The 13542-nt window shown below is 59.8% G+C and carries 15 protein-coding genes; 8 read left to right on the top strand and 7 right to left on the bottom strand.

The window, feature by feature from the left end:
• Nucleotides 1-7: 7 nt before the first annotated feature.
• Nucleotides 8-283 carry an EthD family reductase gene (locus tag CFI11_RS04130; protein ID WP_130403337.1) on the bottom strand — a complete coding sequence of 92 codons (276 nt, stop codon included), beginning with the start codon at nt 281-283 and terminating at the stop codon, nt 8-10.
• 251 nt (nt 284-534) lie between these two features.
• Here CFI11_RS04130 and CFI11_RS04135 point away from each other — a divergent pair, with 251 nt between their 5' ends.
• The 3 genes from CFI11_RS04135 to CFI11_RS04145 all read left to right on the top strand — a co-directional run bounded on the left by CFI11_RS04135 (nt 535) and on the right by CFI11_RS04145 (nt 4912).
• Nucleotides 535-2184, top strand: coding sequence for an electron transfer flavoprotein-ubiquinone oxidoreductase (locus tag CFI11_RS04135; protein WP_130403339.1), 1650 nt, complete (start codon nt 535-537; stop codon nt 2182-2184).
• 102 nt (nt 2185-2286) lie between these two features.
• Nucleotides 2287-4011, top strand: a complete 1725-nt coding sequence (locus CFI11_RS04140; protein WP_130403341.1) for a tetratricopeptide repeat protein — start codon at nt 2287-2289, stop codon at nt 4009-4011.
• Nucleotide 4012: 1 nt separating this feature from the next.
• Entirely contained in the window at nt 4013-4912 is a 900-nt protein-coding gene (locus CFI11_RS04145; RefSeq protein ID WP_130403343.1) for a 4-(cytidine 5'-diphospho)-2-C-methyl-D-erythritol kinase, read from the top strand.
• Here CFI11_RS04145 and CFI11_RS04150 read toward each other — a convergent pair.
• Nucleotides 4905-5903 (bottom strand): polyprenyl synthetase family protein, encoded by a 999-nt coding sequence (locus CFI11_RS04150; protein ID WP_130403345.1) that lies wholly within the window; start codon nt 5901-5903, stop codon nt 4905-4907. The two genes, CFI11_RS04145 and CFI11_RS04150, sit on opposite strands and share 8 nt — an antisense overlap.
• 56 nt (nt 5904-5959) lie before the next feature.
• Between CFI11_RS04150 and CFI11_RS04155 the strand changes: the two genes are divergently transcribed.
• From CFI11_RS04155 to CFI11_RS04165, 3 genes are all read left to right on the top strand, one after another.
• Complete coding sequence (locus tag CFI11_RS04155; RefSeq protein WP_130403347.1) at nt 5960-6175, top strand: DUF2007 domain-containing protein; 216 nt, start codon at nt 5960-5962, stop codon at nt 6173-6175.
• Nucleotides 6172-6939 carry a tRNA1(Val) (adenine(37)-N6)-methyltransferase gene (locus CFI11_RS04160; RefSeq protein ID WP_130403349.1) on the top strand — a complete coding sequence of 256 codons (768 nt, stop codon included), beginning with the start codon at nt 6172-6174 and terminating at the stop codon, nt 6937-6939. The genes CFI11_RS04155 and CFI11_RS04160 overlap by 4 nt, the downstream gene beginning before the upstream one ends.
• A 119-nt stretch (nt 6940-7058) precedes the next feature.
• Nucleotides 7059-7223, top strand: a complete 165-nt coding sequence (locus CFI11_RS04165; protein ID WP_130403351.1) for a YdcH family protein — start codon at nt 7059-7061, stop codon at nt 7221-7223.
• Between the two features lie 5 nt (nt 7224-7228).
• Here the strand turns inward: CFI11_RS04165 and CFI11_RS04170 are convergent, their stop codons facing one another.
• The 5 genes from CFI11_RS04170 to CFI11_RS04190 all read right to left on the bottom strand — a co-directional run bounded on the left by CFI11_RS04170 (nt 7229) and on the right by CFI11_RS04190 (nt 12354).
• Nucleotides 7229-8092, bottom strand: a complete 864-nt coding sequence (locus CFI11_RS04170) for a DMT family transporter (RefSeq protein WP_130403353.1) — start codon at nt 8090-8092, stop codon at nt 7229-7231.
• Entirely contained in the window at nt 8089-9036 is a 948-nt protein-coding gene (locus tag CFI11_RS04175; RefSeq protein ID WP_130403355.1) for a transcriptional regulator GcvA, read from the bottom strand. The genes CFI11_RS04170 and CFI11_RS04175 overlap by 4 nt, the downstream gene beginning before the upstream one ends.
• A 311-nt stretch (nt 9037-9347) precedes the next feature.
• Nucleotides 9348-10070, bottom strand: coding sequence for an acetoacetyl-CoA reductase (phbB, locus tag CFI11_RS04180; RefSeq protein WP_130403357.1), 723 nt, complete (start codon nt 10068-10070; stop codon nt 9348-9350).
• Between the two features lie 109 nt (nt 10071-10179).
• Entirely contained in the window at nt 10180-11355 is a 1176-nt protein-coding gene (locus tag CFI11_RS04185; RefSeq protein ID WP_130403359.1) for an acetyl-CoA C-acetyltransferase, read from the bottom strand.
• Nucleotides 11356-11511: 156 nt separating this feature from the next.
• Entirely contained in the window at nt 11512-12354 is an 843-nt protein-coding gene (locus CFI11_RS04190) for an EAL domain-containing protein (RefSeq protein WP_130403361.1), read from the bottom strand.
• A gap of 110 nt (nt 12355-12464) precedes the next feature.
• On the opposite strand from CFI11_RS04190, the gene CFI11_RS04195 reads away from it, so the two are divergent.
• Nucleotides 12465-13046, top strand: a complete 582-nt coding sequence (locus CFI11_RS04195; protein WP_130403363.1) for a DNA-3-methyladenine glycosylase I — start codon at nt 12465-12467, stop codon at nt 13044-13046.
• Complete coding sequence (locus CFI11_RS04200; RefSeq protein ID WP_130403365.1) at nt 13039-13530, top strand: GNAT family N-acetyltransferase; 492 nt, start codon at nt 13039-13041, stop codon at nt 13528-13530. The genes CFI11_RS04195 and CFI11_RS04200 overlap by 8 nt, the downstream gene beginning before the upstream one ends.
• Nucleotides 13531-13542 lie beyond the last annotated feature (12 nt).

Consider the following 13542-nt stretch of genomic DNA (forward strand, 5'->3'; position numbering starts at 1 on the left):
TCTGAGGTTATGTATCGGTGAAGTTCGGCAGATCCGCCAGAACCGGACCTGCATTTGCCATCGTGGCATCCATCTCCTCCTGGCCAGCGAAGACGAATGTCGCAATGGCGTAGAAACCGGGCGGGCTGTCGGGCCCTCGGGCCAGGCCCTTGGTGATCACACTGTGCTGGATCTGCGTCCCCATGTGTCGGTGCACAAGGCTCATGTGGGTCGCGGCGTAATAGTCGTGGTCGAAATGGGCGTGTTCCCCGACCGGATAGATCACTTGCAGCGATAGTGGCATTTGCCGTGTCCTCTCATTGATCCGTTCCAAATGTATCATATCTGAGCCTGAAGGACCCTTATCGTCGCATCTTGGCGCATAAAGTGACGCTGGGATGCGTCTTTTGTCACAGGGGTTTGACGCCGTGTTGCGATTGACCCCATGAGCGTGCAAACGATATTCAGCCGCGACAGATTATTGCGCGCCGGAGGCGGCGCGGCATCGACAAGCCGCCCAGGCGGGTAACGGGAACCAAGGTGGGGAGCGCCGAGATGGCCGAGATTGAACGCGAAGCGATGGAATATGATGTGGTGATCGTTGGGGCGGGGCCTGCCGGTCTATCCGCTGCGATCCGCCTCAAACAGCTTGATGCCGATCTGAATGTCGTCGTGCTTGAAAAGGGGTCCGAAGTAGGTGCCCATATTCTGTCGGGCGCGGTGCTGGATCCGGTTGGTCTGACCGCTTTGATCCCGGACTGGAAGGAAAAGGGCGCGCCGATCACCGTGCCGGTGAAGGAAGACAACTTTTATATGTTGGGAGAGGCGGGCCAGATCCGTATTCCTAACTGGCCGATGCCGCCATTGATGAACAATCACGGCAATTACATCGTTTCGATGGGCAATGTGTGCCGCTGGATGGCGGAACAGGCCGAAGCGCTTGGGGTCGAGATCTTTCCCGGCATGGCCTGCTCCGAGCTGGTCTACGGAGAGAACGGCGAGGTCAAGGGCGTTGTCGCGGGCGTGTTCGGGCTTGAGGAGGATGGCTCTATCGGGCCGAACACCGAACCGGGCATGGAATTGCACGGCAAGTATGTCTTCCTGAGCGAAGGAGTGCGGGGCTCGCTTTCGAAAGAGGTGATCGCAAAATACGACCTTGCGAAAGGCCACGATCCTCAAAAATACGGCCTTGGCATGAAAGAGATTTGGGAGATCGACCCGGCCAAGCACAAGGAGGGCTCTGTCACCCACACGATGGGCTGGCCGCTGGGTTCGAACGCAGGTGGCGGGTCTTTCATATACCACCTGGACAACAACCAGGTTTATGTCGGCTTTGTCGTGCATCTGAACTACAGAAACCCGCACCTGTTCCCATACATGGAATTCCAGCGGTTCAAGCACCATCCGATGGTGGCTGATCTGTTGAAGGGCGGTAAACGGATCGCTTACGGCGCCCGCGCCATTTCCGAAGGTGGATACCAGTCGATGCCGAAAATGGTGGCGCCGGGCGTGGCGCTGCTGGGATGTTCGGTGGGCATGGTCAATGTGCCGCGCATCAAGGGCAACCACAATGCGATGCTGTCCGGCAAGGCCGCGGCAGAAGCCGCGTTTGCCGCGATCCAGGACGGACGCAGCGCGGATGAGTTGACCGCCTACGAAGAAGACGTGCGGAACGGCGCCATCGGCAAAGACCTCAAGAAGGTCCGCAATGTCAAACCGATCTGGTCCAAATACGGTCTGACGGCATCCCTGGCGATGGGTGGCTTCGATATGTGGACCAACACACTTGGCTTTTCCCTCCTGGGGACGATGGCGCATGGCAAATCCGATGCCGACGCCACGGAGGAAGCGAGCAAGCACAAGGAAATCGAGTATCCCAAGCCCGACGGCACGCTGAGCTTTGATCGCCTGACCAATGTCAGCTTCTCCATGACGAACCACGAGGAAAGCCAGCCGGCGCACCTAAAGCTGAAGGACGCTTCGGTTCCGGTGAACATCAACCTGCCGAAATATGCCGGCCCCTCCGCACGGTATTGCCCGGCCGGCGTTTACGAGTTCGTGCACGAGGAAGGCAAGGACACGCGGTTTGTCATCAATTTCCAGAACTGCGTGCATTGCAAGACCTGCGACATCAAGGATCCCGCGCAGAACATCAACTGGACCACGCCGCAGGGCGGAGACGGTCCGAACTATCCCAATATGTGAGCAATTTGACTGGTCATGGCGGCAGAAAGTCCTGGCCGCCATTGCACCAAGCCCTCTGATTGCTTAGCCTCTTTTGAAAGCTAAACGATTGAGGCTGAGCAATTGCCACTGATCCAGATCCGCCGCGCGGCTTGGGCCGCCGTGATTGCCACACTTGGCCTGGGCGCTCCGCCGGCCCTCGCCCAATCCGGGTCAGGGGCCTATCTTGCCGGGCGGCAGGCCGTATACCTGAACGACTTCGAGGCCGCTGCGGATTACTATGCGCGGGCCTTGGGCATGGACCCCAATAACCCCAGCCTCATGGAGCATACCGCCTTGGCCAACTTGTCGGTCGGGCGCCTTGGTCGGGCGCTGCCGATTGCCAAGCATATGGAGGATGAGGGGCTGCGCAGCCAGGTCGCGCATATGGTGATCGTGGCGGACCTGATCACCAGCGAAGACTACGATGCCATTCTAGCGCGTGACCCGCAAAGCCAAGGGATTGGTCCCCTTATGGATGGCCTGATCGAGGGATGGGCCCTCTTGGGTGAAGGTCGGGTCGACGACGCGCTTGCGCAGTTCGACACGGTGTCGAACCAGGACGGTTTGCGCGGATTTGCATTGTATCACAAGGCGATGGCTCTCGCGCTGGTCGGGGACTACGAAGGCGCCGAAGCGATTTTCGCGGATGAACAATCCGGCGCGGCCATGCTGACACGGCGCGGCGCAATGGCACGGGCCGAGATTCTGTCCCAGCTTGGGCGCAATCAGGATGCAATCGACCTTCTGGCGACGGCTTTCGGCTCGGGCTTCGATCCCGGCCTTTCGAAACTCGCCGACAGCCTGATCACCGGGCAGCCGGTCCCCTTCAGCCATGTGACATCGGTGCGCGATGGCATGGCGGAGGTCTTTTTCTCCATCGCGGCGGCGCTCAACAATGAGGCCAATGACGAATATACGCTCATCTATGCCCGCATCGCGGAACATCTCAGGCCGGACCATATCGACGCGATCCTCTTGACCGCGTCGCTGCTGGACGAATTGGGCCAGTACCAACTTGCAGTCGCGGCCTACAGACAAGTGCCGCGCAGCAGCCCGGACCACCATGCCGCAGAACTCGGCCGTGCCGACTCCCTGCGCAGGGCGGAAAAGACCGACGCCGCTGTCGAGGTCCTTCAGCAATTGGCGCGGGACTACCCGGAATTGCCCAGCGTTCATTCCGCGCTTGGCGATCTGCTGCGCCAGCAGGAGGATTACGCCGGTTCCATTCCCGCCTATGACCGCGCGCTTGATCTGACCGAAGAGGGGGCGCGTGCCGAATGGTTCCTCCACTACGCTCGCGGGATTTCGCACGAGCGTGTGGGCGACTGGGACAATGCCGAAGCGGACTTCCGCAAGGCGCTGGAGCTGAACCCCGGCCAGCCGCAGGTGCTGAACTATCTCGGCTACTCGCTTGTGGAAAAACAGATCAAGCTCGACGAAGCTTTGGAGATGATCGAAGAGGCTGTCGCGGTTCGACCGGACAGCGGATATATCGTCGATAGCCTTGGATGGGTTCTATACCGTTTGGGCCGCTACGATGAGGCCGTCGTTCACATGGAAAAGGCGGTCGAACTGATGCCGGTCGATCCGGTCGTCAATGATCACCTTGGCGATGTCTATTGGGCCGTGGGTCGCTACCGCGAGGCAGAGTTTCAATGGAAACGGGCCTTGTCCTTTGTCGGAACGGCGGAGGATACAGGCGAAGCGGATCCACAGCGTATTCGCCGCAAGCTTGCCGTCGGCCTCGACAAAGTGCTCGCGGAGGAGGGGGCTGAGCCGCTAAAGATGGCGCAGGACCGCAACTGACTTGCAACCGAACAAGGCACGCCGCGCGCATGTCTTTGCGCCGGCAAAGATTAATCTGACGCTCCATGTCACGGGTCAGCGTGCAGATGGCTATCACATGCTCGATTCCCTGGTTGTGTTCGCGGATGTGGGCGACGATCTGGTTGTAACCGAAGGGCAAGCGGGCAGGTTGAACGTCAATGGTCCGGAAGCCGGCGATCTTTCCATGACCGCGGACAACCTGATCCTTAAGGCCGCCGACTGGCTTGGCGTTGCGGCTCCACTCTCCTTCACGCTGACAAAGAACCTTCCTGTTGCATCCGGGATCGGAGGGGGATCAGCAGACGCAGCCGCCGCCTATCGCGCGCTGAGCGCGCTGGATGTCGTTCCGGGGACCAAGAGGGATGCGGCAGAGACCGAAATGCTGGCTCTGGGTGCAGATATTCCGGTTTGCATCGCGTCCGACAGTGCCCGGATGGGGGGGATCGGCGAGCGGATCGAGCCGGTGCAGAACCTGCCGGATCTGACTGCAATGCTCGTCAATCCCCGCAAGCACGTCGCGACGCCCGCAATTTTCCGGGCATTGAGGCGCAAGGACAATGCCCCCATGTCGCCAGAGCTTCCGTTTTTTCAGCATGCGCAGGATCTCGTCGCGTGGCTACACGCACAGCGGAACGACCTCGAAGCGCCAGCGGTAGAACTTGAACCGTCCATCGATCAGGTTCTGTCCAGCCTCAGATCTCTGCCCGGCTGTCAGTTGGCACGGATGTCAGGCTCGGGCGCGACCTGTTTCGCGGTATTTGCCGACACCGCGACAACAGAAGAGACTGCGCGGCAGCTGCGGGACGCAAGGCCGGATTGGTGGATCAGGACGGCACGTTTTGGTTCGATGACCGAAAAAGCCGCGCCCGTTGTCAGGTAAGCCGGGCCACGACGTAGTCGGCCATGTCATCCATCATGCTGCGGATCGGATGATCCGGCAGACCTGTCAGCGCCGCTTTTGCCTTTGAGGCCCAGCCTTGCGCATCTTCACGCGTTGCCTCCAGAGTTCCGTACTTCGCCATCAATGACAGAGCCTCTTCGAGATCGGCGTCGGTTTGATCCCCTTTCTCGATCGTGCGCTGCCAAAAGGCCCGCTCGTCCGCCGTGGCCTGGGCGACGGCCTTGATCACCGGAAGCGTCAGCTTGCGTTCGCGAAAATCGTCCCCGACATTCTTACCGGTTTCTGCGCTGTCACCTTGATAGTCCAGCAGATCGTCTGCAATCTGAAAGGCAATCCCAAGCGCATCGCCGTAATCGAAAAGCGCGCGAACCTGTTCTTCAGGGGCGCCGGCGATCACGCCGCCCACCTCTGTTGCCGCCGAAAAGAGGGCTGCGGTCTTCCCGCGCACGACGCGCAGATAGATGCCTTCATCCGTGGCCAGGTTTTGCGCGGCGGTCAATTGCAGGACTTCGCCTTCGGCGATGGTCGCGGCTGCGTTTGACAGGATGTCGAGCACGCGCAGATTGCCCGTCTCGACCATCAGTTGGAACGCGCGGGCAAAAAGGTAATCGCCGACCAGAACGCTGGATTTGTTGTCCCACAACAGATTTGCTGTCGGGCGTCCCCGACGTTGCGCGCTTTCGTCGACCACGTCGTCATGCAGTAGGGTCGCCGTGTGAATGAATTCGACGGTTGCGGCCAGATGAACGTGGTAGGGGCCACCATATCCCATCATCCGCGCCGTCCCGAGCGTGAGCATTGGCCGCAAGCGTTTGCCGCCAGCCTCCACCAGATGCGCGGTCACCTCGGGAATGCGGGGTGCGTGCTCGGACGCCATACGTTCGCGGATCAGATCGTTGACGTTGGAGAGGTCCTCGGCGAGGGCCTGCGCCATCCTGTCATGAGGTTTCGCAGCTGTGCTGATGTCCATCACACTCCCGTCACAAGGGTCGACAATCAGCCAACCTTGCCCTTACATCCTTGGCCATGAAAGAGCTTCTTCGCAGCACCGACCCCACCGTCATGGCGTTCGCCTCCGCCCTTCTCGAAGGCGAGGATATAGACTGCTTTCAGATGGACGTAAATATGAGCATCCTCGAAGGTGGCATCGGGATTTTTCCCCGTCGGATGATGGTGCGGGAAGAGGATTACGAGCGGGCTTTGATCGTCATGCTCGACAACAAGATCGATCTTGGCCAGTGAAAGATGACGAGGGTCTGACCCGTGACGCCTTTCTGGGCGGCAAGGTGCAAATCCGGCAACCCCGGATCGGTTACCGGGCGGGTGCGGACCCCGTTCTGCTGGCCGCGGCGGTCCCTGCCGAGCCCGGGCAGAGCGTTCTGGAACTGGGCTGCGGTGTTGGTGTGGCCAGCCTTTGTCTGGCCGCGCGTGTCGCTGGCTTGTCCCTGTCGGGTGTCGAGATGCAGGAGGCCTATGCCGATCTTGCGCGTCACAATGCCGAAGAGAACGATATTCCATTCGATGTCACCCCCTGCGACCTGGCCGCTTTGCCCATAGGATTGCGCACGCGCCGCTTTGATCATGTCATTGCGAACCCGCCCTATTTTGAGCCCGCGCATCGGAGCGCGGCTGATGACGTGGGACGGGAAATCGCGTTGGCCGAACAAACGCCGCTTCAGATCTGGATCGATGTAGCGGCGCGGAGGTTGGCCCCAAAGGGATATCTGCACGTTATTCACCGGGCCGAGCGTCTTCCCGATCTGCTGGTTGCCGTGACTGACCGGTTGGGAAGCGTCGAGGTGCTGCCATTGTCCGGCCGCGCTGGCCGCGCGCCGCAATTGGTGATTCTGCGTGCGCGAAAAGGCGGCCGGTCGCCCTTTTGTCTACATGCACCGCTTGTCATGCATGACGGTGCGGTGCACGAACGAGACGGTGAAGGGTATGCCCCTGAAATAGAAAGAGTTTTGCGCAAAGGTGCAGCATTGGACTGGCCCGGGCGACGATGACATCGTGAGCGATCAACTGCTGTCTTTACCTTAGGTTAGCCATACTGTGCGACCGCAGCGTGACAGACAGGTCCGAATATGATCCACTTGGTTTACATCTTAGCCAGAGGAGGATTGCCATGAGCCTGAACTCGCATCTGTTGGAACTGAAAAAGAAGCACCAGCATCTGAGCGAGGAAGTGGAAGAGGCACAACGGGCGCCGAGCGTGGACGGCCTTCATCTTGCGTCCCTCAAGAAACAGAAATTGCGATTAAAGGAACAGATTGAACGCCTCTCATCCTGAGAGCGTTATGATGTCAGGCTGGCGCGGGCAGCGATCCCTGCGCCGCCGGTGATCAGCAAGGCAGATGCCGCCAAAATCCATGACGGCGTGGCAATGCCGAACGCAACCAGTATCAACGTAGAGAGAAGCGGCGCGGCATAGGAGCTTGTGCCGAGCAATTGGATATCTCCGCGTTTCACCCCAATGTCCCAGATGTAAAACGCCAGCCCAACGGGACCTGCGCCAAGGACGAGCACTGCAAACCACCCTGTCGTGGTGGCTGGCCAGACGGTGTCCTCTATGGCGAGATGCAGAAGGCCGGATAGTATCGCCGTGGCGAGGCAGAAAACGGATACGGAAGCGGTTGGCGTTTGCCCAAGGCGCCGGGACAACACCGAATAGCCGGACCATGTCAGCGCACACAGAAACGCCATCACATAGCCTGTCACGGCCTCTCGTTCGAACCCGGCCTGACCGCCGGTGACAATGAGCGCCGCGCCGAGGAACCCAAGAAGGGCGCCGGTGATATGACCCATGCGCAGCCTCTCTCCCGGCAGTAAGCTGGAAAAGAGGACGATCAGCAGGGGCCAAAGATAAGCAATCAAACCCGCCTCTGCCGCGGGGGCGAGCCGCAACGCCGAAAAGTAAAGCGCATGATAGCCGAATAGACCAAGCGTGCCGAAGAGATAGATGCGCAGCGGGATATGCCTGAGTTGAGAAAGCCCGCCGCTCCGCGCGGTCCAAACCAATCCGATAAGGCCGCCAATGGAGAAACAGATCGCGTTCAGCAGCAGCGGGGGCGTTGGCGTTGACCCTACGGTCAGAAGCGCCAGAAGAGACCAGAGTAGAACGGCGCCAAACCCGATCGCCGTGGCAGCAGAACGGGTCATCGAGACGGAACATCCTCGACTGGGATGATCTGGAGCTGTTTCGAGACCGATGCGGTCTTGTCGATCTCGGCAATAATCCAGTCGCGGAAGGCTTTGATGTGAGGCCGGTTCTCGGCGCCCTTTGGGCAGAGAAACCTGAAATGCGCCTTTGTGCTGAGGGCAAGCTTGTAGGGGGCGATAAGGCGCCCTTCATAGAGATCCTTCACAACCAAAGCGCGGCGTCCGAGCACTACGCCAACACCGGCAAGGGCCGCGTCGACCGCGTGATCTGCCTGAGAGAAGCGCGCGCCATGGGTTGGCGCGAAATCGATACCCGCGGCCCGAAACCAAGTTGGCCAATCACAGGGCGGGTTCAGAAACTTGATGGATTCGTCAAAGATAAGCGGCGCCTCTTGCAGGGAGGCCGGTGTCGGATAGGCCATCGCCAGCTCGGGGCTCATGACGGGGGTGACCCATTCGTAAGCCAGTGGCAATGAATAAAGATCCTCGTCCTGAGGATAGCCGAACCGGATCGCGACATCGATCTCGTCCCGATGGAAGTCCATGATCCTGAGGCTCGCGGAAAAGCGCAATTCAACTTCGGGATGCGCTTGCGCAAACTGGTAGAGACGGGGCGCCATCCATTTGGCAGTGAAGGCAGGACCGGCCGTCACTGTTAACGTACTGTCGTCATGCACCCGCTTGGTGGCCCGCCATGCCGAGGTCAATGCGCGAAAGCCGTCCGCGGCGCCGGGTGCCAGGGCGCGCCCTGCTTCGGTCAGCTCAACGGCCCGGTTCAGCCGCCGAAACAGCGGATGGCCCAGATGCTCTTCAAGCGACTTGATTTGAAAGGACAGCGCGGCGGGGGTCACGTTCAACTCCGCTGCTGCCTTTGAGAACGACATGTTTCTCGCGGCGGCATCAAAAGCGCGGAGCGCGGTCAGCGGGGGAAGTCGATCCGGCATAACCACTTAAGTATCTTTTAATTGAGGCTATGAAAAGTCTCGTTTGTCGCAGCCGTCCACAAATCGCATATTCAGATCAACACAAGAGATCCTGAAACGAGGAGAGACAATATGTTTGAAGGAACAACGAACCCCCGTGCCCGCCGTGCCATTGAAACTGCTCATAAAGAGCGTGCCCGCATCATGCAAAGTGCCTGGGTCTGGCTGTTTTCCCGCTGATCGCAGCGCGCGCGATCTTACGGGATAAAGGAAGGGCCGGTCGCATCTCGCGAACCGGCCCTTCTTTTTCGTATCAGAATACCTTGAACGGATCAGACGAAGAACTGCGCGCCGTTCGCCGAGATTGTCGAACCGTTAATAAAGCTCGCATCGTCCGAGGCCAGGAAGACCACACAGCGCGCAATCTCTTCGGGCTCACCCAGGCGTCCGGTTGGGATTTGCGCGATGATGCCTTCCCTCACCTTTTCAGGAACGGCCATCACCATGTCGGTTGCGATATATCCGGGGCAGATCGCATTCGCGGTGATACCCGCCCGCGCGCCTTCCTGGGCGAGCGATTTCACGATCCCAAGATCTCCGGCCTTTGACGCGGCATAGTTGACTTGCGCGAATTGGCCTTTCTGGCCGTTGATCGACGAAATGATGATCACGCGACCGAACTTGCGCTCGCGCATGCCAGGCCAGATCGGATGTGTCATGTTGAAGACGCCGGTCAGGTTGGTGTTGATCACATCGTGCCATTGATCCGGCGTCATGCGGTGGAACGGTGCGTCGCGGGTGATCCCTGCATTGTTGACGAGTACGTCAACGGGTCCGACCTCGGCTTCGACCTTTTCGATCCCGGCCTTGCACTCGTCGTAGTCGGCGACGTTCCATTTATATGTCTTGATGCCTGTTTCTTCGGTGAATTTCGCTGCGGCTTCATCATTGCCGGCATAGGTGGCCGCAACGGTGTAGCCCGCTTCCTTGAGTGCGAGGGAGATGGCGGCACCGATACCTCGGGATCCACCGGTGACGAGAGCGACGCGGGACATGTGTAGAGATTCCTCCAAATTCAGATGGTAATCTTGTTATGCTTGATGATGTCAGTGCGCAACATTATTGCGCACCGAATTTCTGCATTGCGGCGATATGGCCGAAAGGTCAGTCGCGTTCCAAACACATGGCGACGCCCATGCCGCCGCCGATGCACAGCGTGGCGAGCCCTTTTTTCGCGTCACGACGCTTCATCTCGAACAGGAGGGTGTTGAGAATACGCGCGCCCGATGCGCCGATCGGGTGACCGATGGCGATGGCGCCGCCGTTAACGTTCACAATCTCGGGGTTCCAGCCCATATCCTTGTTCACCGCGCAGGCCTGGGCCGCGAAAGCCTCGTTGGCCTCGACGAGGTCCAGATCTTCGGGTTTCCAGCCGGCTTTCTCCAGCGCCTTTCGCGACGCATAGATCGGGCCCACACCCATGATCGAGGGGTCGAGACCAACGGTGGCATAGGATGCGATCCGCGCCAGCGGTTCGATCCCGCGTTTTTCGGCATTGTCAGCGGTCATCAGCAGCGTTGCCGCGGCACCGTCGTTCAGGCCCGATGCATTTGCAGCCGTGACCGAACCTTCCTTGGTGAAGGCCGGGCGCAGCTTGGCCATCGCCTCCATATTCGCCCCGTGACGGATGTATTCGTCGCTTTCCATCACGATATCGCCTTTGCGGGTCTTGATGGTGAAAGGAACGATCTCGTCCTGGAACTTGCCGGCCTTCTGCGCCGCTTCGGCCTTGTTCTGGCTGGAGACGGCAAAGCTGTCCTGTGCGTCGCGGCTGATTTGCCACTGCTCGGCCACGTTTTCGGCTGTCTGGCCCATGTGGTATCCGTTGAAGGCATCCCAGAGCCCGTCACGGATCATCGTGTCGATGTATTTCATGTCGCCCATCTTGTGCCCGGCGCGCAGCGGCGCGGCATGGGGGCTGAGCGTCATGTTTTCCTGTCCGCCGGCGGCCACGATATCGGCATCGCCCAACTGGATGTGCTGGGCGCCAAGCGCCACGGCGCGCAGGCCGGATCCGCAAACCTGATTGATGCTCCAGGCGGCGCTTTCCTTGGGCAGACCGGCATTGATATGCGCCTGCCGTGCCGGGTTCTGGCCCTGTGCGGCGGTCAGGACCTGGCCCAGGATCGTTTCGGACACGTCGGCCTTGTCGATGCCCGCACGCTCGACCACGGCATCAAGAACAGCCGCGCCCAGGTCGTGTGCAGGAGTGTTGGCGAAACTGCCGCCAAAGCTGCCGACGGCGGTGCGCGCGGCGGATGCGATAACTACGTTGGTCATATGTGCTGTCCTCTTCCAGTCCGAACTGGGAAGTGAGATGCACTCCTGTCTGCGACAACGTGCCCCAATCCCCCCGATAGGGGCCGGAATACCGGATGAATGCACATGCAGCAACAGACAGGGTGTCTCAGGGACATCTTGAGGTTGCAATACGGGCTATGCGGTTGCCCTGACTTTGCTTTCAGGCAGCCAGGGGGGGCGCACGGTCGGAGCGCCATAGAGATACCCCTGCAAACAATCGACACCGATGGAGACCAGGAACTCCGCATCGGCACCCTGTTCCACCGATTCGGCCACAGTGAACATGTCGAATTGCTGCGCGATGGCGACGAGGGCGCGTGTCAGAACCTGATTGTCGGGATCGGAGTGGACCCCCCGCACGAACTGCCCGTCGATCTTGACCGCGTCAAAGTAGAAATCCTTGAAATAGCGGAATGCCGTCATGCCGGACCCGAAATCGTCAAGCGCAAAGCCGATGCCGCGGGTCTGCAGATCATTCATGAAGTCGATCACGATCTCCGGCACGGTCATGGCAGAGCTTTCCGTGATCTCAAGCACCAACCGTTCCCCCACCGTGGGATGCTTCCTCAGAAACCGGTCGAGCGTTCCCTTCCACGTCTTGTATCCGATTGATCGGGCCGACATGTTGATCGACAGGCGAATTGTCGGGTTCTTCACCAGGGTGCGCAGACCAAGTTGAAGGGCGGCCACATCGATTTCCCGCCCCAGCTCGCTATCCTCGATCGCGGGCATAAAGTCCCGCGCCGGGATCACCCGTCCGGTCTCATCCAGAACGCGGATCAGCCCCTCGTAGAAGGCAACGCCATGTGGCGGGCGGGCGGCCATGATGGGCTGGAAAGCCAGCAGCGTATCGCCGGATGTCAGCGAGCGCGAAACCATGTCCAGCACGGAGCCATCCCGACCCGCCAAGGCCGCATTCAGCGGGCTATCCAAACCTGGTGAGAGATCGGCAAGTGCCGTTTGACGGGGGGTGGGCATGAAAGCGTCCTGTTTTGCAGCCCGCCCAGAATTCGCCAAACACCCTAAGAAGGAATTAATATTCGCTTTTTGTTCTAATTCTGTTCAAATGGTCCAGCAAAGGAGACAGCATGACGAAACGCTGCGGCTGGGCGGGGCCCGAGCAAATCTACATCGACTACCACGACACCGAATGGGGTGTGCCGGAATATGACAGCCGCGCTTTGTGGGAGAAGCTGATCCTCGACGGATTTCAGGCCGGGCTGAGCTGGATCACCATCTTGAAAAAGCGAGACAATTTCCGGGGCGCGTTTGAAGGCTTCGATCCGAATATCATCGCGGAATGGGGCGAAAAGGAGGTCGAACGTCTGGTGCAGGATAAGGGCATCATCCGGCACCGCGGGAAGATTGAGGCCACGATCTCAAACGCCCGCGCCTGGCAGAAGATCGAGCAGCACAAAGGCTTTGACCGCTTTCTGTGGGATTACGTTGATGGCAGGCCGGTGCAGAATCAATGGAAGACCTCAGCCGAAGTGCCGGGCTATACAGACCTTTCTGAACGCATCTCGAAGGACCTTAAGAAAGCGGGATTTCGGTTTTGCGGTCCCACTATCGTCTATGCTGTCATGCAGGCGATGGGGATGGTGAACGACCATGTGGTGACCTGTCCAAGGCACGCAGATTGCGCGGCCTTAGCCCGGCGCAATGTCTGACCACGTCACCATTCGCTCGTATAGCGCCGCCGACAGGAAGGCGGTCCTCACCCTCGCAATCGCGGCCTGGCAACCGGTCTTTGACGCCATGAAAGGGTCCGTCTTGCCCTACGTATACGAGGCATTCTATCCCCATGGGTGGGAGCAGCGTCAAAGGGCCGATATCGCCGCATTTCTGGACGCCGCGCATGACGCCACCTGGATTGCGGAATGTCGGGGCACTGCCGCGGGCTTTGTCGGGATCACCCTCCACCCCGAGGATCGGATGGGAGAGATCACAGTTATCGCCGTCGACCCTGCCTTTCAGCGCATGGGGATCGCAGACCGTCTGATGACCTGGGCCGAAGAGCGGATTCGGGAGGCCGGAATGGTCATGGTAATGGTCGAAACGGGTGGCGACCCCGGCCACGCCGCAGCGCGGGCCGCTTACGAGGCCCACGGTTTCCAAAGATGGCCCGTCGCCCGCTATTTCAAGCCGCTCTAGGCCGCGCTTGGC

Source organism: Thalassococcus sp. S3 (genome assembly GCF_004216475.1).
Taxonomy (GTDB): Bacteria; Pseudomonadota; Alphaproteobacteria; order Rhodobacterales; family Rhodobacteraceae.

Bases quoted from the DNA above. Each gene is read 5' to 3' on its own strand.
- CFI11_RS04150 (WP_130403345.1), bottom strand. From the start codon at position 5,903: ATGGACATCAGCACAGCTGCGAAACCTCATGACAGGATGGCGCAGGCC.
- CFI11_RS04130 (WP_130403337.1), bottom strand. From the start codon at position 283: ATGCCACTATCGCTGCAAGTGATCTATCCGGTCGGGGAACACGCCCAT.
- CFI11_RS04200 (WP_130403365.1), top strand. From the start codon at position 13,039: ATGTCTGACCACGTCACCATTCGCTCGTATAGCGCCGCCGACAGGAAG.
- CFI11_RS04195 (WP_130403363.1), top strand. From the start codon at position 12,465: ATGACGAAACGCTGCGGCTGGGCGGGGCCCGAGCAAATCTACATCGAC.
- phbB (WP_130403357.1), bottom strand. From the start codon at position 10,070: ATGTCCCGCGTCGCTCTCGTCACCGGTGGATCCCGAGGTATCGGTGCC.
- CFI11_RS04155 (WP_130403347.1), top strand. From the start codon at position 5,960: ATGAAAGAGCTTCTTCGCAGCACCGACCCCACCGTCATGGCGTTCGCC.
- CFI11_RS04185 (WP_130403359.1), bottom strand. From the start codon at position 11,355: ATGACCAACGTAGTTATCGCATCCGCCGCGCGCACCGCCGTCGGCAGC.
- CFI11_RS04170 (WP_130403353.1), bottom strand. From the start codon at position 8,092: ATGACCCGTTCTGCTGCCACGGCGATCGGGTTTGGCGCCGTTCTACTC.
- CFI11_RS04175 (WP_130403355.1), bottom strand. From the start codon at position 9,036: ATGCCGGATCGACTTCCCCCGCTGACCGCGCTCCGCGCTTTTGATGCC.
- CFI11_RS04190 (WP_130403361.1), bottom strand. From the start codon at position 12,354: ATGCCCACCCCCCGTCAAACGGCACTTGCCGATCTCTCACCAGGTTTG.
- CFI11_RS04165 (WP_130403351.1), top strand. From the start codon at position 7,059: ATGAGCCTGAACTCGCATCTGTTGGAACTGAAAAAGAAGCACCAGCAT.
- CFI11_RS04135 (WP_130403339.1), top strand. From the start codon at position 535: ATGGCCGAGATTGAACGCGAAGCGATGGAATATGATGTGGTGATCGTT.